This window comes from Cysteiniphilum sp., assembly GCF_057495195.1.
This window is the reverse complement of the sequence record NZ_JBXTEF010000138.1, coordinates 1-21,652: the sequence shown is the minus strand read 5'-3', so window position 1 is coordinate 21,652 and position 21,652 is coordinate 1. Positions and strand designations below refer to the sequence as shown.

The following is a 21,652-nucleotide window of genomic DNA, read 5'->3' as shown; positions in this document are numbered from 1 at the left end:
GTTTTATAAGTGAATACCACAAAATTAAGGTATTAATGTGCTGTCCTCAAAAAGCGGTTAATGAGAAATGTAATGACGCCAAAGGCAAGGCAAATAATCGCAATATATAAAAATACATGGCTATAGGTCTGATTGCTCAATAATAAATTTGTTTCTTTGTTATCGGTAATGGTCAGCATAGATAGTTGACCTGAGACGGCAACGCCAAGACCACTTGCAAATTGCCAAGCGCCTAGCGCAAAGCCTCTGTTTTTCTCATTAATATATTCTCCAGCGGCAGCATTGCCATTGGGTTGTACGAGAATTTCACCTAGCCCCAAGAAGAAGAAAAATATAATAATCCAGAAAAAGGCAACCTGATGATCAGCACCACTAAAATAGATAGCTAGTGGAATACTGGCACCTGAAACAGCGGTGACAATAAGTCCAATAAAGAACTTTTGATCAAAGGCATTGTGCTTAAGCTTGCGATACCAAAAGTAGCTTACGGCAATTGCGCAAATAAACATGCTGACATACCAAAATGTAATGACAGATCCAGCTGGGTATACAAAGCCAAAAATATGTCGATTTAAATTGTACTCAGAAAAGAGAGTAATATTTGTTTGAGCTAGCGTTGCAATACTCCAGTAAGCGACATTGATCAAGCAAAACACAAGAAACTTTAGCACACCTTTTTTCTGAGTAATGTTAGGAGCTTGTTTAACAAGATAGAAAAAATAGCCCACAAGCAGTATGCCGGCAATGTAAATAGTTAATGCAGCTGTGCTTGGTCGTTGAATAAGATAGTGCACAATGATAAATGTGACCACAAACACGAGTATGCTATAAATATATTTGTTGAATGAAACTGAGCTGTTAGATTTTGGGTATATATGTTGAAATAAAAGAAAAATCAATAAAGCAATGACGTTATAGACAGCGCCAATATAAAAGGCCGCTTGATAGCTTAAATAATCCGCAATAAATCCAGAACTAAAGGTCGCAATCATGCCACCGGTTGCTAAACTAATATAGGCAACCGTGAAATAATAGGATCGCTTAGTATTTTGCTCAGGGAAGCAACTATTTAGTAGTTTCCAAATGCTCGGCAAGTAAAATGCGCCGCCAATGGCAATACAGCTTAAACTAGTGACGAGTAAGGGTTCACCAAATTGTGCTAAGGAAAAAAAGCCAAAAATACTAAAAAGCTGTCCAATAATCAGCGTGCGTTTTGCATCTAAAAGCTTATCAGCAACAATACCAGCAATAAGTGGCAAGCAATAAAAAAGCGAAAAAAGTGCTGTATTGAGCATATATGCTTCACTCTCGCCAATCTTGAGTGAAAGCGTTAAATATAGCACGGTTAAACTAAACATAACACCTGTGCTCATCGTTTGAAATAGGGTAATGAAAAACGTTAGTGTGACGGGTTTATTTTTAATTAACATGCAAAATCTCCTTATTTTCTCCCTTTGCGTGAAGTATCATGATACGCGAAATTCAAAACAAATCACTAGTAAATAAATGTAACTTATGCTACTTGTCTAGTTTAATAACCAATCCTGCAATTAAAATACTCACAGCTGCTAGATAAAGGGGTAGTAGTAAGTAGAATGTTGTAAATAAACCAAGTGTAAAAGCATTAATCGCCCAAGCAATACCAAAAACAGAAGTAGTGCCGCCCATGATGGCACCCTGCTCATGGCTCTCAACTTTGCTGGCAATCACTGATAGTAAAGCGGTATAGAAGATGATCTCTAATAACGCGCCAATAAATGCGCTGATAACCATCGAGCTTGGGCTTAAGAAAAATGTACAAAGCGCAATTAATATTGCGATAATGACACCACTTAATAGCATTGCAAGATGATTATTAAGGCGCTTAAGCACAACGTTTTGAAAGTAAAGTGTTGAAAATGCAAAGCCTAAACTCATCACTATAAAAACAAAGCCAATGCTTGCCGGTTCAAATTGGAATGCTTGCGCTAACACCAGTGGCAATCCTTGGGCGTAATAGCCCCAACCGATTTGCAACATCAAAAAGGCCAATGCAAGGATTTTGACACGCTTATCGCTAAACATCACTTTAAAACTAAAGATAAGACTTATCAGCTTAAGTTTTTGCTCTTTGATACGATTGGTGTAGGTTTCAGGTAGCAAGAAACAAACACTTAATAGATTGATTACGGAAAGTCCTGCACCGAACCAAAATGGTAGTGTGATTGCTTGGTACTCCGTTTGCGATAATAGGCCAACAACTGTTGTTATAAGTGGTCCAAAGACAAAGCCAATAGAGGCAGAAAGTGTGATTAAACTTAGGTTTTTAACACGATTTTTCTCGTTAGAAATATCTAAAATAACTGCTTGTGCAATACTAAAACTGCCACCAAAAAATCCGCAAACAAAACGGCTTAACATGAAAATGCTTAATGAGCCTAATGCTAAGGAGACCACGGATAATAAATAAGCAATAATCGTGCCTGCAAGTGAGACGATGATCATCAGTTTACGCCCATATTTATCAGAGAGCCTACCGATAATCGCGCTACCAATGAAGATCCCCAAAGGCCATACCGCCATGGATAAACCGTAATAAAAATTGCGTAGCGAATCAGCTGTGTTAACCCCAAAAAATGGACTTTGTTTTGACATCATGATTTCAGGAATGACTGGGAAAACAAGCCCCACACCCATGACATCAATAACAATCGTCAACATCAATATGGCGACTAATAGGCGGTTATTAACCGGTTTCATTGGTAACTCCAAATATTCAAAGATTTATTCAAGCGGTGAAGTGTATCACTTCTTATATAATTAGCGAGCCACTTTAGAGTGTTGGCAGATAAACTACAATTAAAATGATCGATTTTTTAAGCCTTCATGTGTTTTCTGGCAACCGTTAAGGCAATCAAAGAAATAATGGCAGCAAAGGAAATATAAATACCAGGAATCCATGTAATTGTCGTTGTGTTAATGAGATAGATGACAAACAATGCTGCACTACCACCAAAAATTCCAAAGCCTATATTGTAACTGATCGATAACGCGGTATAACGCGCATTGACTGTGAATAAATGACTAAGCATACCCATTACAGGACCAATAAAAGCAGCCCCTACAATGGCAAAAATAATTTGTGCCAGAATAAAAATCGAAGTGTGTAGTGACATTAGCCAGTAGAGTAATGGTGAAAGGAAAAACAATTCGCAGCTGAGTCAAGCTTATGCTAGAATATCGACCACTTTAACGCCAATCAAATAAAATTTTCTGTAATGGAAGTAAATAGCTATAAAACACAATTAAAAGAGATGGCAATGCGCTTAGATACACTTCGGGGGTATCTTTGACTTTGCCCATAAAAAAGAGCGTTTAGACGAAGTATTAATGGAGTTGGAAAATCCAGAGATTTGGAGTGACCCAGAGAATGCGCAAACGCTAGGTAAAGAAAAAACAGCCCTTGAAGTGGTTGTTAATAATGTCATAACGCTTGATAAGGGAATTATTGATGCGCTAGAGATGATTGATTTTGCACAAGAGGCTGATGATGAGAGCATCTTGCAAGAGGTGATTACTGAAATTGATCATTTGGAATCTGCGTTAGCCAAGCTTGAATTTATGCGTATGTTTAATCACCCAATGGATCCAAATGATGCGTTTTTGGATGTGCAATCCGGGTCAGGAGGTACTGAAGCGCAAGATTGGGCGCAAATGCTTATGCGTATGTATCTACGTTGGGGTGAGGCGCATGGCTTGAAAACCGAGCTCATTGAAGTATCAGATGGTGATGTTGCGGGTATTAAGAGCTGCACGATTCGTTTTGAAGGTGAGTATGCCTATGGTTGGCTTCGGACTGAGACGGGTGTGCATCGTTTGGTGCGTAAGTCACCGTTTGACTCCGGTAACCGACGTCATACGTCATTTGCATCGGTTTTTGTCTCCCCTGAGGTGAGTGATGATATTGAGATCGAGATTAACCCTGCGGATTTGCGCATTGACACCTATCGCGCATCAGGTGCCGGTGGGCAGCATGTCAACCGTACAGATTCAGCGGTAAGAATTACGCATGAGCCATCAGGTATTGTCGTGCAATGTCAGAATGATCGCTCACAACATAAAAACAAAGATCAAGCAATGAAGCAGCTAAAATCAAAGTTATATGAGCTAGAGATGCACAAGCGCAATGCTGAAAAGCAAGCACTTGAAGAGTCTAAATCAGATATTGGTTGGGGTAGTCAAATTCGCTCTTATGTACTTGATCAATCAAGAATTAAGGACTTAAGAACCTCTGTAGAGAATACCAATACACAGGCAGTGCTTGACGGTGATTTGGATAAATTTATCGAAGCTAGCTTGAAAATGGGTTTGTGAGTGGTATATACCATAGGAGCGTGTTGCATATTAATGTAGCGTAGGGGCGTATCGAATACGCCCTTAAGTAAAAGATTAAAATAAAAATAAAAAAATTGGAATAACAGCCATGACAGAACAAGTTAAAGATCAAGTGATGACAAAAGAAGAAGCACAAATCGAAGAAAATAATCAGATTCAAGTGCGTAAAGAAAAGCTTAAAGAGCATACTGAATCAAATAACGGCATTGCTTTTGCTAATGATTTCAAACCCAATGCCGCAGCAGCATGCCTGCAAGCACGATATGGCAAGATTGAAAAAGCAGAGTTAGAGGCTTTGACAGATAAGCCAATCGTTAAGATTGCTGGACGTATTATGCTTAAGCGTGTTATGGGTAAAGCATCATTTATCACGCTTCAGGATATGTCTGGTCGTATTCAAGCGTATATTCGCAAAAATGATTTAGCCGAAGGTGAGTATGATCGCTTTAACGCACATTGGGATTTGGGTGATATCATTGGTGTTGAAGGGACATTATTTAAGACCAATACCGGTGAGTTATCGGTGCATGCAACGAGCATTAAGTTATTAACTAAGTCGATCCGCCCATTGCCTGATAAGTTTCATGGGTTGTCTGATCAAGAAACGCGTTATCGCCAACGTTATGTTGATTTGATAACTAATAGTGAGAGTCGTAAAGTTTTCCAGACGCGCTCTAAAATGATTCAATTTATTCGTCGTTATTTTGATGAACATCGTTTTATGGAAGTCGAAACGCCAATGATGCATGTGATTCCAGGAGGTGCCTCAGCAAAACCTTTTGCAACGCATCACAATGCACTAGATATGCCGCTTTATTTGCGTATTGCGCCTGAGCTTTACCTAAAACGTTTGGTTGTTGGTGGTTTCGATCGTGTTTATGAAATCAATCGCAACTTCAGAAACGAAGGATTATCAACGCGCCATAACCCTGAATTTACCATGATTGAGTTTTACCAAGCCTATGCTGACTATAAAGATCTGATGGATTTAACCGAAGATTTATTGCGTAAGATGGCTGAAGATGTGCTAGGTACTACCGACATTCATTATCAAGGTCAAGACTATGATTTAGCACAACCTTTTGTGCGTATGAGTATGTTTGATTCGATTTTACATTTTAATCAAGAGATCACTAAAGAGCAGTTGGCAGACTCTGACCAAGCGATAGCAATCGCTAAAAAGCTAGGCATTAAAGTGGAATCACACTATGGCTTAGGCAAGTTGCAAACAGAGATTTTTGAAGAAACGGTTGAGCATCGTTTGATTCAACCAACTTTTATTACCGAGTATCCAGCCGAGGTTTCACCATTAGCGCGTCGCAATGATGATAATCCTTTTATTACTGATCGTTTTGAGTTCTTTATTGGCGGGCGCGAGATTGCCAATGGTTTCTCTGAGTTAAATGATGCAGAAGATCAAGCTGAGCGCTTTAAAGCACAAGTAGCCGCGAAAGATGCAGGGGACGATGAAGCGATGTTTTATGATGCTGATTATATCCGTGCTTTAGAGTATGGCTTAGCACCAACTGCAGGCGAAGGTATTGGTATCGATAGATTAGTGATGTTTTTCACCAATAGCGCATCGATTCGTGATGTGATCTTATTTCCGCATATGCGCCCTGAATAGTGATGAGTATTTTAACAATATACAGGATTAAAAACCTTGGATAATCAAAGTGATTATTATGTTTACGTTTACATAGATCCTCGCAATTTTGAGGAATTTTATTATGGTAAAGGCAAAGGGTTGCGTAAAGATTCTCATTTATATGAGGATAGTGATAGTGAGAAGTCAAAGCGTATAAAGGCAATAAAGAAAGCTAGTTTATTGCCGATAATTAAAGTTATCGCTAAAGATTTAACCGAATCACAGGCATTATTGATTGAAAAAACATTATTATGGAAGCTTGGGAAGCAATTAACCAATGTTTCAACAGGACACTTTGCGAATAAATTTAGACCTCATGACACGATGCATCTTAGTTTATCTGGTTTTGATTATCAGAATGGTATTTATTACTACAATGTCGGTGAAGGCGAAGTTAGAAATTGGGACGATTATGTAAGGTATGGTTTCATATCAGCAGGGCAACATCCTAAATATAATGAGCCTATGAAAACATTTGAGGTTGGTGATATTGTCGTAGCTTATCTGAAAGGACATGGCTATGTTGGTATTGGGACAGTTACACAAAAAGCCATTCCAATAAGAGAAATTAGAATCGATGATAACCCAATATATGATATTGAATTATCTGCCAATATGCTTAATCAGGCGGAAAATGATGCTTATAGTGAGTGGGTTTGTTTGGTGAATTGGCATGTAACAAAACCAAGAGAAAATGCCTATTTTCTAAGGAACTCACAGCCCAAGTTATTCACTTCACAACTTATTAAAGCATCACTTGATAAACAAGAGTTTACAAAGCGTTTTTTGGAAGACAGTTTTGATATTAAATTTTTAGACTTAGTAAGTCATGAGTAGTGTTTAAGGAGTGATGTTATGACGGTAGCAGAAAAATGGGAAGCACAAGGGATTGCAAAGGGTGTGCAACAAGGTATGCAGCAAGGAGCGCGTTTGAAAGCAGAAGAAACTGCATGCAAAATGTTGCATAAAGGCTATGCGATTGATGATGTTTGTGAAATAACAGGTCTTGATCAAAAAGATGTTATTGAGCTAAAGGAGCGCATCAAAAATACACGTCATTGATCTGTTCGTGAGTTGTTTCCCATTTGCTGCCAGTTTCTTATTTCCCACGTATTATCATGAGCTAATAATGCTAATTTAGGATCTGGATTCACACAAATTGCTTTATCAACAAGCTTTAATAATGGTGCGTCATTAATTGAGTCCGAGTAGAAGATGCTTTGCTCAAATGTCGCGGGTTGTTTTTGCAGCCATTGTTGATAGTAGTGAACTTTGCCGATACCAAAACTTAGTGGTTCGATAACGCCACCGGTGAGTTTGCCATTTTCTTTGACACTTTGTACACCGATAATATTTTCTTGATCAAATCCAAGCAATAGACCAATGGGGCGTACTAGGTCAATTAAGCTTGCGGATATTAATAAAATCTGATCACCCTTTGCTAAATGCTCCTTAATTGCTTGATGGGCTTTAGGGTAAGTGAAGCTCTTGACAATAAAGTGTGCAAAGTCTTTTAATGTATTTTGTAATGAGCTTTCACTGTGCCCAATAACAGGCTGTAAGACAAAGTGACAAAACCCAAGCATATCGACTTCACCGGCATGATAGGCGCGATCATAGGCTTCTTTGGTTGCCATAAAGGTTTTAGGGTTGTTTACAAGCTTGTGATTACATAGATACTTAGCCCATTCGTTGGAGCAATCAACAGAAATAAGTGTGTGATCAAGATCAAAAATAGCGATATTAGGCATTGTATTTGGCATGGTATTATGATGAGCTTGTGGATATGATGATAAGCGTTGTAAGCTTTGTCAATTGAAAATCAATGAGGGGTATTATGAAGTTAATAAATAAATGTACAGTGGCTATAGCCTTGCCGTTAGTTGCACTGATGAGCTTTGCAAATACTGATAATTTTAAGGCGCTTGAACAACAATATGGTGGGCAATTGGCAATTAGTGCCATTGACACATCGAATGATCAAGCTGTTGATTATCATGCGGATAAACACATGCCAATGTGCAGTACATTTAAGCTGATGCTTGTTGCGGCAATATTAAAAAAGAGTGCTAATGAGCCCAAATTGCTTGAAAAGAAGATTGAATATACACAAAAAGATATGGTTAATGCATACTCCCCATATACCCAAAAAAATCTGGGTAAAGGCATGACCGTTAGCGCATTATGTCATGCAGCAATGTTAAGCGATAACACAGCGGCAAACCTACTATTAAAGCAATTGGGTGGTCTGGATAAATTAAACCAATTTGCGCGAAGCATTGGTGATACAACCTTCAGGTTAGATCGCCATGAGCCTTATTTAAATACTGCCATCCCAGGAGATAAAAGAGATACAACAACAGCAAAAGCCATGTCACAAAGCCTGGATAAAATTGTATTGGGTAGTGTTCTTCCTGCTATGCAGCGTGATTTATTGATCAAATGGATGCAAACAAATACCACGGGGGATAAGCGCATAAAAGCAGGTGTTAATAAATCTTGGATCGTTGGTGATAAGACTGGTACGGGTGATTATGGTACAACGAATGATATTGGTGTGATATGGCCAAACAAATGCAAACCGATTGTAATTAGTGTTTTCTATACACAGGATAAGCAAGATGCCAAAGCACAAGATGTTGTGATCCAAAAAGCAACTAACCTTGCTATGGCTGAGCTTGGCAAAACTAATTCCTGCTTAGATCAGACTGTTTAATGAGAACGCAGTATCACTTTAGAGAGTCCGCTAAAGGACAGCTTTTAATTTGGGATGTTAAAAAACTTGTTAAAGAATCGCAGCACCTAAAAGCAATATCGATTAAAGTGGATCAAGTTAAAGAGCTAGATCAGTGTTATTGGTATGAATTTGGTGAAGAAAAACCAACGTGCTTGAATATTATTGAGCATATGAAGATTATTCAAGCTGCTGATTTGAGTTACCCGATTTTGCTGTGTGCCGATGGGCAAATTATGGATGGCATGCATCGGGTATGCAAAGCCAAGTTAGAAAATAGGAAGACCATTGATGCCATTCAATTTGATGTGACACCTGAACCGGATTTTATCGATATAGACCCAAAGGACTTGGTTTATTAACAGGGGATAGGCCAAAAAGATATGGAAATCCTTGGCTGAATCAGTGGTTTCGCGCATAATAAGTGCCAATATTTTGCAGGAACAAAGGATCGATATGTCTCATACTATAAAATCTAAAGCAGCCGTTGCTTGGCAAGCCAATAAACCTCTCTCAATCGAAACTATTGATGTATTACCACCACAAAAAGGGGAAGTACGCATTAAGATAAATGCCTCTGGTGTTTGTCACACGGATAAATTCACATTATCTGGCGAGGATCCTGAAGCTGTGTTTCCATGTGTTTTAGGGCATGAAGGTGCGGGGGTTGTTGAATCAATCGGTGAGGGAGTAACCTCTGTTGCCGTGGGTGATCATGTGATCCCTTTATATACACCTGAATGCGGTACGTGTAAGTTTTGCCTTTCAGGCAAGACCAACCTATGTCAGAAAATTCGTATAACACAAGGTCAAGGTTTAATGCCTGATGGCACAACACGTTTTTTTAAAGACGGTCAGCCCATTTATCACTATATGGGTTGTTCTACTTTTTCTGAGTACACTGTGTTACCTGAGATATCCGTTGCTAAAATTGATAAACAAGCACCGTTGGAAAAGGTGTGTTTACTTGGCTGTGGCGTAACGACAGGAATGGGGGCGGTCAAAAATACTGCCAAAGTTGAAAAAGGTGCAACAGTCGCTGTCTTTGGCTTGGGTGGTATTGGATTAGCCGTGATTATAGGTGCAAAGATGGCCCAAGCAAAACGCATTATTGCCATCGATATTAATGAAGATAAATTTCCTTTAGCGCAAAAGCTTGGTGCAACTGAGTGTATTAATCCTAAGCATCATAAGCGCCCAATCCAAGAGGTGATTGTGGAGATGACCGAAGGTGGTGTTGACTACTCATTTGAATGCATCGGTAATGTTGATGTTATGCGAAGTGCGCTAGAATGCGCACATAAAGGTTGGGGTGAATCAATTATTATCGGTGTTGCCGGTCAAGGCAAAGAGATTACTACTCGTCCTTTTCAGTTGGTTACTGGTCGCGTGTGGAAAGGCAGCGCATTTGGTGGCGTCAAAGGGCGTTCGGAATTACCACAATATGTAAACGATTATTTAAAGGGAAAATTTGCGCTAGAAGACTTTATTACCCATACCATGCCAATTGAAGATATTAATCAAGCCTTTGAATTAATGGCAAAAGGTGAAAGCATTCGTAGCGTGGTTGAGTTCTAGAATGGCAGGTGTTCAACATATCGAAGTAGATGCTGATCGCGAAGGTCAGCGAATTGATAATTTTCTGATTGGGCAGTTTAGTAAACTACCCAAATCCTTGATATATCGCTGGATTCGTAAAGGAGATTTACGTGTCAATAAGAAGCGCATTAAACAAACTTATCGTGTTAAGCCAGATGATATCGTGCGTGTTCCACCATTTATCCTTGAGGAAGAAGCGCCCGCTAAGGTAAGTGATGATCATTTAGCCTTTCTTGAATCACTCATTTTATTTGAGAATGCGGATTATATGATTATTAATAAGCCTTCTGGTATTGCCGTTCATGGTGGCTCAGGTGTTAATTCGGGGTTAATAGAGCGCTTACGTCAACTGCGCCCTCAAGCTAAGAAACTTGAGTTGGCACATCGCTTGGATAAGGAAACCTCGGGTTGCATGATCATTGCCAAGAAATACAGCATCTTGACCTATTTTCATGAAGCGTTGAAAAAGCGCGAAGTCCAAAAGACTTATCACGCCCTAGTGCACGGCAGTTGGTCAAATAAAGTCAAGCAGATTGATTTGCCATTAAAGCGACACTTACTGCCACATGGTGAACGCATGGTGCGTGTTGATAAAAGAGAAGGCAAAGATGCATTAACCAGTGTTAGAATCTTGCAAAAATTAGATCAATACACTTTGGTCGAAGCAATGCCTCACACCGGCAGAACGCATCAGATTCGCGTGCATCTTGCGGCATATAATTGCCCAATTGTATGTGATAAAAAATATGGCATTGCCGATAAAGATCAAGTGCTGATAAAAAAAGGCTTTAATCGTCTATTTTTACACTCTGCTAATTTATCTTTTAAGGATCCCAAAACGGGTGAAAATATGAGTTTTGAGGCGCCTTATGATTGTGATTGTCAAAAAATTATAAGCTCTTTTAAAACCTAATCCATATTTACAAGAGTTTTTTAGTTAGTAACGAGGTTGCCTCTCCCCTTGCAGGAGAGGTCGTGCAGCTTAAACTGCACGGGTGAGGGAGTTAAAGTGCAACTTATTCTTGATTGATTACTTCGCTTATAGTTTGAAGTGCTAGCCGTATAATTCAACCTGCTTAATGATTGTGTTACAATCTGCTCATTCTTTTTTGCGGTATGACAGCATGGATAAAATCACAATTAAAGGTGCGAAAACGCATAATCTTAAAAATATCGATTTAGAGATTCCTCGCGATAAATTAACAGTTATTACAGGGTTAAGCGGCTCGGGTAAATCATCATTGGCATTTGACACACTTTACGCTGAAGGGCAGCGGCGTTATGTGGAGTCATTATCAAGTTATGCCAGGCAGTTTTTATCCTTGATGGATAAACCCGAGGTTGAACATATTGAAGGCTTGTCCCCTGCGATTTCGATTGAACAGAAAACCACCTCGCATAATCCACGTTCAACAGTAGGGACAGTCACTGAAATCTATGATTACTTGCGTGTGTTATTTGCGCGTATTGGTGAGCCGATGTGTCCTGTGCATAAGGTTGAATTAAAGGCGCAAACGATTAGCCAGATGGTTGATCATACGTTAAGTTTTAATGATGAAACGAAACTTATGATTGTCGCTCCCGTGATTGTTGATAAAAAGGGTGAGCACATCCAGTTGATGGAAAAGCTCTATGCTGAAGGGTATTTGCGTGCGCGCATTAATGGTGAGCTATATGAGTTGAGCGATCCGCCTAAATTGGATCGCTATAAAAAGCATACGATTGAAGTAGTAGTTGATAGATTTAAGCCACAAAAGAAAAACCAACAGCGTTTAGCAGAGTCTTTTGAAACAGCATTAGATTTATCAGCGGGCATTGCGAAGCTTGTATTTTTAGATGGCGCACAAGATGATATTATCTTTTCATCCAAACATGCCTGTCCGCACTGTAATTACTCGCTTAAGGAATTGGCACCCAGAATTTTTTCATTCAATAGCCCAATTGGTGCTTGCCCAAGCTGTGATGGCTTAGGTACTAAGGCTTATTTTGATGCGGATAAGATTATTATTGATGATAACTTAAGCTTAAACCAAGGTGCATTACATGGCTGGGATAAGCGTAATGGCTATTACTTTGCGCAATTAGAGGCGTTGGCTCGGTATTTTGATTTCTCACTGGATACCCCGTTTAATAAGCTCACCAATGCACAAAAAGAGCTGGTGTTAAATGGCTCAGGAAAAACTGAGGTTAATATTTATTTTAAAAGTTCAGGTGGTAGAGAATATCGAGCACAGAAACCATTTGAGGGTGTATTGGCAAATTTCGAGCGTCGTTACAAAGAAACAGACTCGAACATGATTCGTGAAGAATTAAGTAAACTGATGAGTAATTTACCATGCCCAAGTTGCAATGAAACGCGTTTAAATGAAGGGGCGCGTAATGTGTTTATTGCCGGCAAAAATATCGCGCAATTAACCGCACTGTCGATTAAAGATAGCGTTAAATGGCTAGATAATTTGAGTCTTACGGGTCAGAAGCACGTGATTGCCGAGCGTTTGCTCAAAGAAATTCTTGCGCGTTTGGGCTTCTTAGTTAATGTTGGCTTGGATTATTTAAATCTATCGCGTCAAGCCGATACACTCTCAGGTGGTGAGGCGCAGCGCATACGCTTAGCCAGTCAGATTGGTGCAGGCTTGGTTGGAGTGATGTATATTCTCGATGAACCATCGATTGGACTACATCAACGTGATAATCAAAAGCTATTAGACACCTTGCATCATTTACGTGATTTGGGTAATACGGTGATTGTGGTTGAGCATGATGAAGATGCGATTAAACAAGCCGATCATATTATTGATATAGGGCCTGGTGCTGGCATTCATGGTGGGCAAATTGTCGCTGAAGGGCGCTTAAGTGAAATCATTGATAATAAAGACTCATTAACGGCAGACTATCTCTCCAAGCGCAAACAAATTGTGATTAGTGGTAAAAAGTTAAAACCAAAAAAAGGGCAATATGTTGAGATCTATGGTGCTAAAGGCAATAACTTACAAAATGTTAATTTAAAAATTCCTTTGGGTTTATTAACTTGTGTCACCGGGGTGTCTGGCTCAGGTAAGTCAACGTTGATCAATCGCACGCTTTATCCCTTAGCGGCAAAATTGTTGAATAAAAATAATAGCATCACAGCGCAAGCTTATGATAAACACAAAGGTTTTGAGCTACTGGATAAGGTTATCGATATTGATCAAAGCCCGATTGGGCGCACACCACGTTCAAATCCTGCGACCTATACCGGTGTTTTTACGCCCATTCGTGAGTTATTCGCGGCAACCGCTGAATCCCGTTCACGTGGTTATCAGGTGGGACGTTTTAGCTTTAATGTCAAAGGTGGGCGTTGTGAAGCATGCCAAGGTGATGGCGTACTAAAAGTTGAGATGCACTTCTTACCTGATGTTTATGTGCCATGCGATGTCTGTCAGGGCAAACGCTATAATCGTGAAACGTTAGAGATTCAATACAAGGGCAAAAACATTAGCGAAGTGCTTGATATGAGTATTGAAGAAGCTTTAGAGTTTTTCTCGGCTGTGCCACAAATAAAACGTCGCTTAAAAACCTTAATGGATGTTGGCTTGTCGTATATTACTTTGGGGCAAAATGCGACCACCTTGTCAGGTGGTGAAGCGCAAAGGGTTAAATTAGCCAAAGAGCTATCAAAAACCGCAACCGGTAAGACATTGTATATTCTCGATGAACCGACCACGGGGCTGCATTTTCATGATATTCAGCAATTACTCAATGTCATTATGCGTTTGCGTGAGCAAGGCAATACTATTGTCATTATTGAGCATAATTTAGATGTAATTAAAGTAGCAGATTGGATTATTGATCTGGGTCCTGAAGGGGGTGATGGTGGCGGTCAGATTATAGCCGAAGGTGCGCCAGCAAGCATAGCTAAAAATGCACAGTCGTACACGGGTAGATTTTTAAAGATGATGCTGTAATATCCAAAGGGGGAGGATATGTTAAGACGTATAATCATTTTACTGATGACATTAGCGGTTATTTTTTCGGTGTATATTCCTTGGTTTAAGGCGGGTAAACATAAGAAGGTGACGCATAAAACTGTGATGTATAGCATCTATTCAGCCAGTGATTTAAAGCAGTATTTGCATGGCTAATGACAAAAATATCAGGTGAATTTAAAACTCACTAAAATATAGACCTCTAATAGCAATTTATCAAATGACTGTTATACTATGTATAACTTGAATGATTGGAGTCTATCATGCATACAAACGCAAAAATTCTCAAATGGGGAAATAGTCTTGGGATTAGATTATCAGGCGCGCTCAGAGATTTAACGGACTTTAAGGCTGGAACGATTGTTGATGTTGAAATAAAGGCAGATGGTTTATTCATACGCAAAGCTAAACAAAAAACAATTTTGCCATTTTCTGAGTCATCATTAATTGATGGCTTAGATGAAAGCAGTCACAAAGATTTAATAGTTAAGCCTCAAGGCAATGAATGGCATGACTAAGCAGTATATTCCAGAGCGAAACGATATTATCTGGCTTGACTTTGAGCCAATAAAAGGCAAGGAAATTGGCAAATATCGCCCTGCTTTTATCTTATCATCCAAAGAATATAATTCAAAAACAGCGACACTTATTTGCTGCCCAGTGAGCACATCTATTCGTGGCGGAGCTACTGAAGTCTCCATTAATAATATTGATAACCCATCTGTTGTAGCATCATCAATTGTGCAAACGTTATCATGGAAAGAGCGCAAATGCCGATTCATTGCTAAAGCAGAAAAAGGTGTGTTTAAAGACGTGATTCTTAGATTATTGCCTTTAATTGGTGCCGAAGAAATAATAGATGATCTTTTGAGCAGTAGGTGAGCCAATCAAAGCTAGCGCAGATTGGCGCCAATAGAAGCTAGGCGCTTTTTCAAACTTGGGTGGGTGGAAAACATATCATCCATGCCGTTAGCGGCAAACTTGCTACTGGCTGGGTCATAAAGATAAGAGGCGCGACGCATACGTTCATTACTATTGTGTGCATAACTTTGCGCCGTTTGCGGTTCATTATGATTTTGGCTGATTTTAATCAGCGCATTCGCCATCGGTTTGTTATCACGCATCAGCTCAACCGCTCCTGCGTCTGCCATATACTCGCGTGTACGACTTAAGAACAGCACCATCATACTGGTAATAATTGGCAATATGAAACGTAATAACATAATCACCATAAAGATAATCGCCATCGCATTGCCACCATTATTGTTATCGCGACGGTTACGATTGCCACCAAAAAGTGTTGAGTAAAATAAAAACTCAATCATAAACATCAGCATATTCGATAGCACAACGGTAAATAGATTAAGCTTAATGTCTTGGTTACGAATATGGGTTAACTCGTGTGCCATTACCGCTTGCAGCTCATCACGATTTAAGCGATTAGCAAGTGCGCGCGTTACCGCAACCATAGAGGATTTTTCAGAGAATCCTGAAGCAAAGGCATTCATATAATTCGCTTCAATCAAATATACTTTTGGCATATAGGGCATATTTGCAGCGATCTTCATCTCTTCAGTAACATTATAAATGCGCTGACAAAGTGGGTCAGGATCATTCGCATTAATCTCACGATACTGGGTTCCTGCAAGCATAATTTTATCGTAATAACTAAAAGTTGCCATTAGCCAAATAAATGCAATTACAGTAGATATAATCGTTGCCCATGGTGTAAGTTTCAAGGTCGCCACAAGATAAGCGATATCACCGAAGCTTAAACGATATCCTGCATAAGTCATCATGCCACCATATTGACCATAGCGCCAAACAAGATCGATTAAAAAACCAAGCGCAAAAAAGATAATTAAAAATAAAGTGATAACGATATACGATTTGCGCGTATTCTTCTTAACGACTTCACGCCAATCAACACCGTTGATATCAATTGCAGACATGGCTTATAACTCAACGCGACTATCTTCGAGCACTTGGCGTTTCTCATCACTAACTTGCCAGTAGATGAAGTCCTCATCAAGCTTGCTTTTAAACATATTAACCACAACACCTGCGATCATTGATTTTTTATGAGCATTGTATTTTTCAATGCTATCGTTAAAAGACTGCTTTGAAAACGCCAGTTTATTTTCGGTAGAGGTAATTTCTTCCTGCAGTTGCATAACATTTTGATTGGCTTTTAAATCAGGGTAATTTTCAAACTGGACATTTAAGCCACCCGCGATTTTTGAGATTTCATTCTCAGCTGCCATACGCGTTTCAGAGTCCCCTTTTTCCTTGGCATGTATTGCCTGATTTCTTAAAGTAGTGACGTCTTTTAATGTTGTTTGCTCATAATCCATATACTTTTTGACGACACTAATGAGTGAGTCAAAGACTTTAGCGCGACGATCCAATTGGACGTCAATTTGGCGTTCAGAGTTTTTAACGGCCTCAATTTCAGCAATAAGACTGTTGTAAGTCATCAAGACATAGCCAAAAATCAAAGCGAGAATAACAACGATAATAATGAGGGTAACCATGGTTTTAGCTCCTAAATTTTATTGATTACTAAATTATCAAACGGTATTAATTTGCCACGTATGTTGCTGGCATTCAAGCGTATTGTGTTTCATAATGACAGCATTTTTAAGCTTAAGTGTAATATGGATTGGGAAAAATGCTTGATTTAGTGGTTGTTGAGCCAAGACAAAAAGCGAAAAAAGCGACACATGCGGTGATATGGTTGCATGGTTTGGGTGCCGATGGACATGATTTTGAGGCGATTGTGCCAGAGTTGAATTTGCCAGTTGATGCCAATGTGCGTTTTATTTTCCCGCATGCGCCTGTGCAGCCAGTGACGATTAACATGGGTATGGAAATGCGTGCTTGGTATGACATAAAACGCATCGATGACATAAAACGTGATGTGGATTGCAAGGGAATTGAGGATTCACTAAATGCGCTAGATGAGATTGTCAAAGCACAGATTAATGACGATATTGCTACTGAGAATATGGTTATTGCAGGTTTTTCTCAAGGCGGAGCGATTGCTGCCTTAGCAGGACTTACGATGCCTTACTCATTTGCTGGTATTGTGCTGTTATCAACTTATTTGCCTGATTGGGATTATTTTAAAACAAAGCTTAATAATGCTAATCAGCAAACACCGTTTTTTGTAGGGCATGGCAGTCATGATCCGGTGGTACCATTTGTAGCTGGTCAAATGCTTAAATCTAAGCTTGAGGAGTTAGGCGTAAAACACGATTTCCATGACTATCCAATGGAGCATAGCGTTTGCATGCCTGAGATTCATGATATTAGCCATTTTATTCAATCATGTTATGGGCTGATCAATGATACAGCCAGATAAATTAAATAAATTAGATAAATTGATTATTGCTTCGCGTGATAGCCAGCTCGCATTATGGCAAAGCCATTACGTTAAGAAATTGTTAGAGCAAACACATCCTGGATTGATTTGTGATATTATCACGATGAAAACACAAGGCGATAAAATTCTTGATCGTCCATTGAATCAAATCGGTGGTAAAGCGCTTTTTATGAAAGAGCTTGAAGTGGCAATGACGAAGGGACGTGCGGATATCGCCGTTCATTCGTTGAAAGACGTTCCGTATGAGTTGCCTGAAGATTTTGCATTGGGTGCTTTCTGTCAACGTGAGAATCCGCAAGATGCTTTTGTGTCGAATGCTTTCTCCAGTATTGATGATTTGCCACAAGGTGCGATTGTTGGCACATCCAGTCTAAGGCGCAAAGCGCAACTGTTAGCTTATCGACCAGATTTAGATATTCGCGATTTGCGTGGCAATGTGCAAACACGACTCAAAAAACTCGATGATGGGCAATATGATGCGATTATTTTGGCAGCAGCTGGATTGATTCGCTTAGATCTAAGTGCGCGTATCAAAAGCTTGATTGATGTCAATATCTCACTGCCAGCAGTGGGGCAGGGCATTGTCGTTGTTGAGTATTTAGCACTGAACACTCAAATTAAAGCACTATTAAATGCTATTGATAACGAAGACGCTAGAGTATGCGCCTTAGCAGAGCGTAGCTTTAATGAGGAATTACAGGGCGGGTGTCATGTGCCAATTGCCGCATTTTGTGAGAAAAATATAGCGGGTTTACAATTAACGGCAATGGTTGCTAGTAGCAATGGTAAACAGTTAATGCGCGAAGTATTGATTGGTGATGATGCTATTAATCTAGGTAAAGCGTTAGCACAAAAGATGATTGAAAAGGATGCAAAGGCTATATTGCAACAATGATGTACCCCCTCAATTTGGGCATTAGTATCTACACAAGTTTGTGAACATCTTGCGTAAATGCTCTGTCGGATGTATTTTGATTATATCAAGATTAATGGATACTAATCATTATGCAGGGGATAGATGATGTTGATGGGGAGCCTATTGCACCAGTTGCACAGCGGATTGTTAACTCCGAAGGCAGTTATGCCACTTACTATGAAACTGATGAGCCACAAGAAATACGAAATAACCTTGATGAGCTTTGCAAAGCAATTGAACATTCTGAGCAGCAATGTTTTGACAAGCCTTTGGTTCATATAGTTGATCGAGAAGCGGATTCAATATGGCATATAAGGAAAATTCATGAAGACAGTAGTTGGCTAATCAGGGCACGTAAAACGAACTATGTGGATCATGAAGGTGTTTCAAAGAAATTATCAGCAATAGCAGATGAATTACCTTATAAAGCTTTGGATAAAGTTGATTACAAAGGTACAAAACAAGTTCGCACGCACAGTTGCTGAAACTATAGTAACCATATCAAGACCCGCGCAACCTAGTCAGAAGAAGGGTTATCAAAAGAGCGTCCCAGGAAAGGCAATACAAGTTAGATTAGTTGTTTGCAGAGTAATGAGTACAGATAACACCCTTTTAGCTCAATGGCTGCTATTGACGAATGTAAACGATGAAAAAGCTCAAACCATTTGCAATTGGTATTACTGGCGCTGGCGCATTGAAAGTTTCTTTAAACTAATGAAAAAAGGTGGGTATGAGTTGGAGCATTGGCAACAAAATAATGCGTTAAGTATTTTGAAACGTTTGTTAGTGGTATGTATGGCATGTGTTTTTAGCTGGCGTATTGCACTAAATGATAGTGAAGAAAGTAAAGCGTTTAGGGATTTTCTGGCAGGGCAATCGCATTTAAAAGTTATTGATTTTTGGTGGATTTTGTGAAAAATTCTGAAAATAAAGCCCGACAATGACAGAAAACACAGTAACTTCATCAATTTTCACACACTTTGAGTCAGTAAAAGATCCGAGAGTTAATAGGTGCAAGAAACATAAGCTGATAGACATTTTATTTATGACTTTAAGTGCTGTTATTTGCGGCGCGGATAATTGGGTGGCAATAGAGGCATTTTGTAAAGCAAAGAAAGATTGGTTAACAGATGTTCTTAAACTAAAGAATGGTATCCCCTCGCATGATACATTCGGTAATGTATTTGCCATGCTTGATACAGAGCAATTTAGCGAGTCTTTTACTCATTGGATGCATGATATTGCCACATTGAGTGATAATGAAATTATAGCAGTTGATGGAAAGTGTCTACGAGGAACAAAGGATGGCAACAAATCTGCTATTTATATGGTGAGTGCGTGGGCATGTGAGAATAAATGTGTACTAGGTCAGCAAGTTGTTGATGAAAAAAGTAACGAGATTACAGCCGTTCCCAAACTGCTCAAGAAGCTTAATTTAACAGGTGTTACAGTGACAGCAGATGCAATGGGTTGTCAACGTGATTTGTCTAAGCAAATTGTCGAGCAAGGAGGGGACTATCTTTTTTGTTTAAAAGGGAATCAAGGAACGTTACATAATGATGTGGTGCTATGGTTTAAAGGTCAGTTTCAAAAGCAGTTTAAGCAGCATGAAACATTAGACGGTGGTCATGGAAGAATAGAGCATCGTTTGACAATGTCGACAAGTGATATTGATTGGTTACAAGAGCATCATAATTGGCCATATTTAAAAAGCATAACAGCAATAACCTCGAAAAGAGAAGTTAGGGATAGCGAAGCTGAGTCAGGCTATACAGAAAGCCTAGAAACACGGTATTTTATTATCTCATTAAGTGCTGATAGGGTTGATAAGATATCGACTGCAATTAGGGCACACTGGGGCATTGAGAATCAATTGCACTGGTCATTAGACATGTCATTTGATGAAGACCATTCTCGAGCCAGAGTTGGTAATAGTGCTGCTAACTTAAGTACCGTTAGGCATGTTGCATCAAACTTAATAAACAAAGAGAAGACAGCTAAAGTTGGCGTTAAAACTAAACGCTTGAAAGCTGGATGGGATGAACAGTATTTACGAAAAATCATTCAGGGGATTTAAATGCGATTGCCCTGGATTTTCTGGTTAGGTTAAGTGGTAAACAGTTAAAGAGGGGAAAAATCTACACTCACAATGCCATTCTTAGTGGGCTGTGGATATTCTTTTCTATGAGTTCTTGTATCCAGAGTTTTGGGATCCAAAAGATACAACAGTTCCAAAATGTAATGGAGGATATATTTGTGTAGATACTAATGCCCAAATTGACAGGGTAGATCAATTAAATATTTCCTTGCTATCAGGTACAATGGCAACATCCACATAATAGTAATCTTCAGTCGCTCCCAAATATTCTTTACCTTGCCTAGAATTAGTTGATACAATACTCACATTAGATGCGTTCCAACCTATGCCCCAGTCAGTCTTTGCGCCAGCTCCTCTAAAAAAGAATACATGTGAAGGACCAAACCCATGATTTCTAGCAATTTCAATGTGAGAGATAAGAGAAAGTTCATCGGATATGTCAAATCCAATAATCCATTCATCTGTATCTTTCCCAAATGCTTGAAATTTCACTTTTTGTCCAGGTGTTATCGCAAGATGACTTGGAGGTTTCAGATCTGCAGCCATGGCGTCTTGACCTTTGTAGTCAAAATATACTGTGTTTTGAGTTTTGTTTGTTACCGAAAAATAAAGATGCTCTTCAGTTGAGTAACATGTACACACTGTTGTAAACATTATAAAAAATACTACAAATGGATTCATTGAAGTTAAATTTAAAATTACTTTCATAGCAAGAATTTTAAAGAAGTATATTTTTTTTAAAATGATTAAAAGTCATAAAAAAATAAAGACAATATAAAGGGCGCATTCGTTATTTGTGGGTAAATCAGCTGTAGTTTAACTTGAACTTTATGTACAAATACCCTACTGCCTTTAAAACATAAGCAAGTTACGGATGAATTTAGCTGAGCAAAACCTAGAAACGATTCAGAATGAGATATCAAATACGATAGT

Annotated in this window: 24 protein-coding genes; 17 read left to right on the top strand and 7 right to left on the bottom strand. The window is 39.1% G+C overall.

The genetic code is table 11. The features are described from left to right. Positions 1–32 precede the first annotated feature (32 nt). The 3 genes from ACY10D_RS11600 to ACY10D_RS11590 all read right to left on the bottom strand — a co-directional run bounded on the left by ACY10D_RS11600 (position 33) and on the right by ACY10D_RS11590 (position 3,155). Positions 33–1,430, bottom strand: a complete 1,398-nt coding sequence (locus tag ACY10D_RS11600) for an MFS transporter (RefSeq protein WP_487000887.1) — start codon at positions 1,428–1,430, stop codon at positions 33–35. 88 nt (positions 1,431–1,518) lie between these two features. Further along, complete coding sequence (locus tag ACY10D_RS11595) at positions 1,519–2,739, bottom strand: MFS transporter (RefSeq protein ID WP_487000886.1); 1,221 nt, start codon at positions 2,737–2,739, stop codon at positions 1,519–1,521. Between the two features lie 116 nt (positions 2,740–2,855). Next, positions 2,856–3,155, bottom strand: a complete 300-nt coding sequence (locus tag ACY10D_RS11590) for a hypothetical protein (protein ID WP_487000885.1) — start codon at positions 3,153–3,155, stop codon at positions 2,856–2,858. Between the two features lie 102 nt (positions 3,156–3,257). Between ACY10D_RS11590 and prfB the strand changes: the two genes are divergently transcribed. The 4 genes from prfB to ACY10D_RS11570 all read left to right on the top strand — a co-directional run bounded on the left by prfB (position 3,258) and on the right by ACY10D_RS11570 (position 7,084). Next, positions 3,258–4,353 (top strand): peptide chain release factor 2 gene (gene prfB, locus ACY10D_RS11585; protein WP_487000884.1). Its coding sequence is split into 2 segments (ribosomal slippage): positions 3,258–3,329 and positions 3,331–4,353, totalling 1,095 coding nucleotides; the frame shifts between segments, so codons are not numbered across the junction. A 109-nt stretch (positions 4,354–4,462) separates the two neighbouring features. Further along, the gene (gene lysS, locus ACY10D_RS11580; RefSeq protein WP_487000883.1) at positions 4,463–6,001 is read left to right on the top strand and encodes a lysine--tRNA ligase; all 1,539 of its coding nucleotides are present in this window, start codon (positions 4,463–4,465) and stop codon (positions 5,999–6,001) included. A 36-nt stretch (positions 6,002–6,037) separates the two neighbouring features. Further along, positions 6,038–6,859, top strand: coding sequence for an LEM-3-like GIY-YIG domain-containing protein (locus tag ACY10D_RS11575; protein WP_487000882.1), 822 nt, complete (start codon positions 6,038–6,040; stop codon positions 6,857–6,859). An 18-nt stretch (positions 6,860–6,877) separates the two neighbouring features. Further along, complete coding sequence (locus ACY10D_RS11570) at positions 6,878–7,084, top strand: hypothetical protein (protein ID WP_487000881.1); 207 nt, start codon at positions 6,878–6,880, stop codon at positions 7,082–7,084. Here the strand turns inward: ACY10D_RS11570 and ACY10D_RS11565 are convergent. Continuing rightward, positions 7,078–7,785, bottom strand: a complete 708-nt coding sequence (locus ACY10D_RS11565) for an HAD family hydrolase (RefSeq protein ID WP_487000880.1) — start codon at positions 7,783–7,785, stop codon at positions 7,078–7,080. The two genes, ACY10D_RS11570 and ACY10D_RS11565, sit on opposite strands and share 7 nt — an antisense overlap. Positions 7,786–7,859: 74 nt before the next feature. On the opposite strand from ACY10D_RS11565, the gene bla reads away from it, so the two are divergent. From bla to ACY10D_RS11525, 8 genes are all read left to right on the top strand, one after another. Further along, positions 7,860–8,738, top strand: coding sequence for a class A beta-lactamase (gene bla, locus ACY10D_RS11560; RefSeq protein ID WP_487000879.1), 879 nt, complete (start codon positions 7,860–7,862; stop codon positions 8,736–8,738). Next, positions 8,738–9,118, top strand: a complete 381-nt coding sequence (locus tag ACY10D_RS11555) for a hypothetical protein (RefSeq protein ID WP_487000878.1) — start codon at positions 8,738–8,740, stop codon at positions 9,116–9,118. The genes bla and ACY10D_RS11555 overlap by 1 nt, the downstream gene beginning before the upstream one ends. Before the next feature lie 94 nt (positions 9,119–9,212). Next, a complete protein-coding gene (locus ACY10D_RS11550; RefSeq protein WP_487000877.1) occupies positions 9,213–10,334 on the top strand; it encodes an S-(hydroxymethyl)glutathione dehydrogenase/class III alcohol dehydrogenase in 1,122 nt (373 codons plus the stop codon). A 1-nt stretch (position 10,335) separates the two neighbouring features. Then, complete coding sequence (locus tag ACY10D_RS11545; RefSeq protein WP_487000876.1) at positions 10,336–11,268, top strand: RluA family pseudouridine synthase; 933 nt, start codon at positions 10,336–10,338, stop codon at positions 11,266–11,268. Between the two features lie 211 nt (positions 11,269–11,479). Continuing rightward, the gene (gene uvrA, locus ACY10D_RS11540; RefSeq protein WP_487000875.1) at positions 11,480–14,299 is read left to right on the top strand and encodes an excinuclease ABC subunit UvrA; all 2,820 of its coding nucleotides are present in this window, start codon (positions 11,480–11,482) and stop codon (positions 14,297–14,299) included. 18 nt (positions 14,300–14,317) lie between these two features. Next, positions 14,318–14,476 carry a hypothetical protein gene (locus ACY10D_RS11535; protein WP_487000874.1) on the top strand — a complete coding sequence of 53 codons (159 nt, stop codon included), beginning with the start codon at positions 14,318–14,320 and terminating at the stop codon, positions 14,474–14,476. A 107-nt stretch (positions 14,477–14,583) separates the two neighbouring features. Next, entirely contained in the window at positions 14,584–14,838 is a 255-nt protein-coding gene (locus ACY10D_RS11530; protein ID WP_487000873.1) for an AbrB/MazE/SpoVT family DNA-binding domain-containing protein, read from the top strand. Then, a complete protein-coding gene (locus ACY10D_RS11525) occupies positions 14,831–15,202 on the top strand; it encodes a type II toxin-antitoxin system PemK/MazF family toxin (protein WP_487000872.1) in 372 nt (123 codons plus the stop codon). The genes ACY10D_RS11530 and ACY10D_RS11525 overlap by 8 nt, the downstream gene beginning before the upstream one ends. Positions 15,203–15,213: 11 nt before the next feature. On the opposite strand, the gene htpX is transcribed toward ACY10D_RS11525, so the two are convergent. After that, on the bottom strand, positions 15,214–16,272 hold the full coding sequence (htpX, locus tag ACY10D_RS11520; protein WP_487000871.1) for a zinc metalloprotease HtpX: 1,059 nt from the start codon (positions 16,270–16,272) through the stop codon (positions 15,214–15,216). A 3-nt stretch (positions 16,273–16,275) separates the two neighbouring features. Then, positions 16,276–16,854, bottom strand: a complete 579-nt coding sequence (locus ACY10D_RS11515; RefSeq protein ID WP_487000870.1) for a LemA family protein — start codon at positions 16,852–16,854, stop codon at positions 16,276–16,278. A 137-nt stretch (positions 16,855–16,991) separates the two neighbouring features. Here ACY10D_RS11515 and ACY10D_RS11510 point away from each other — a divergent pair, with 137 nt between their 5' ends. From ACY10D_RS11510 to ACY10D_RS11490, 5 genes are all read left to right on the top strand, one after another. Further along, positions 16,992–17,684, top strand: coding sequence for an alpha/beta hydrolase (locus tag ACY10D_RS11510; RefSeq protein WP_487000869.1), 693 nt, complete (start codon positions 16,992–16,994; stop codon positions 17,682–17,684). Then, positions 17,668–18,600, top strand: coding sequence for a hydroxymethylbilane synthase (hemC, locus tag ACY10D_RS11505; RefSeq protein WP_487000868.1), 933 nt, complete (start codon positions 17,668–17,670; stop codon positions 18,598–18,600). Before ACY10D_RS11510 ends, hemC begins: the two co-directional genes overlap by 17 nt. Positions 18,601–18,710: 110 nt before the next feature. Next, a complete protein-coding gene (locus tag ACY10D_RS11500) occupies positions 18,711–19,106 on the top strand; it encodes a hypothetical protein (protein WP_487000867.1) in 396 nt (131 codons plus the stop codon). A 106-nt stretch (positions 19,107–19,212) separates the two neighbouring features. Then, the gene (locus tag ACY10D_RS11495; protein WP_487000866.1) at positions 19,213–19,536 is read left to right on the top strand and encodes a hypothetical protein; all 324 of its coding nucleotides are present in this window, start codon (positions 19,213–19,215) and stop codon (positions 19,534–19,536) included. A 25-nt stretch (positions 19,537–19,561) separates the two neighbouring features. After that, positions 19,562–20,698 (top strand): ISAs1 family transposase, encoded by a 1,137-nt coding sequence (locus tag ACY10D_RS11490; protein WP_487000865.1) that lies wholly within the window; start codon positions 19,562–19,564, stop codon positions 20,696–20,698. 213 nt (positions 20,699–20,911) lie between these two features. On the opposite strand, the gene ACY10D_RS11485 is transcribed toward ACY10D_RS11490, so the two are convergent. Continuing rightward, on the bottom strand, positions 20,912–21,427 hold the full coding sequence (locus ACY10D_RS11485) for a hypothetical protein (RefSeq protein WP_487000864.1): 516 nt from the start codon (positions 21,425–21,427) through the stop codon (positions 20,912–20,914). Between the last annotated feature and the right edge of the window lie 225 nt (positions 21,428–21,652).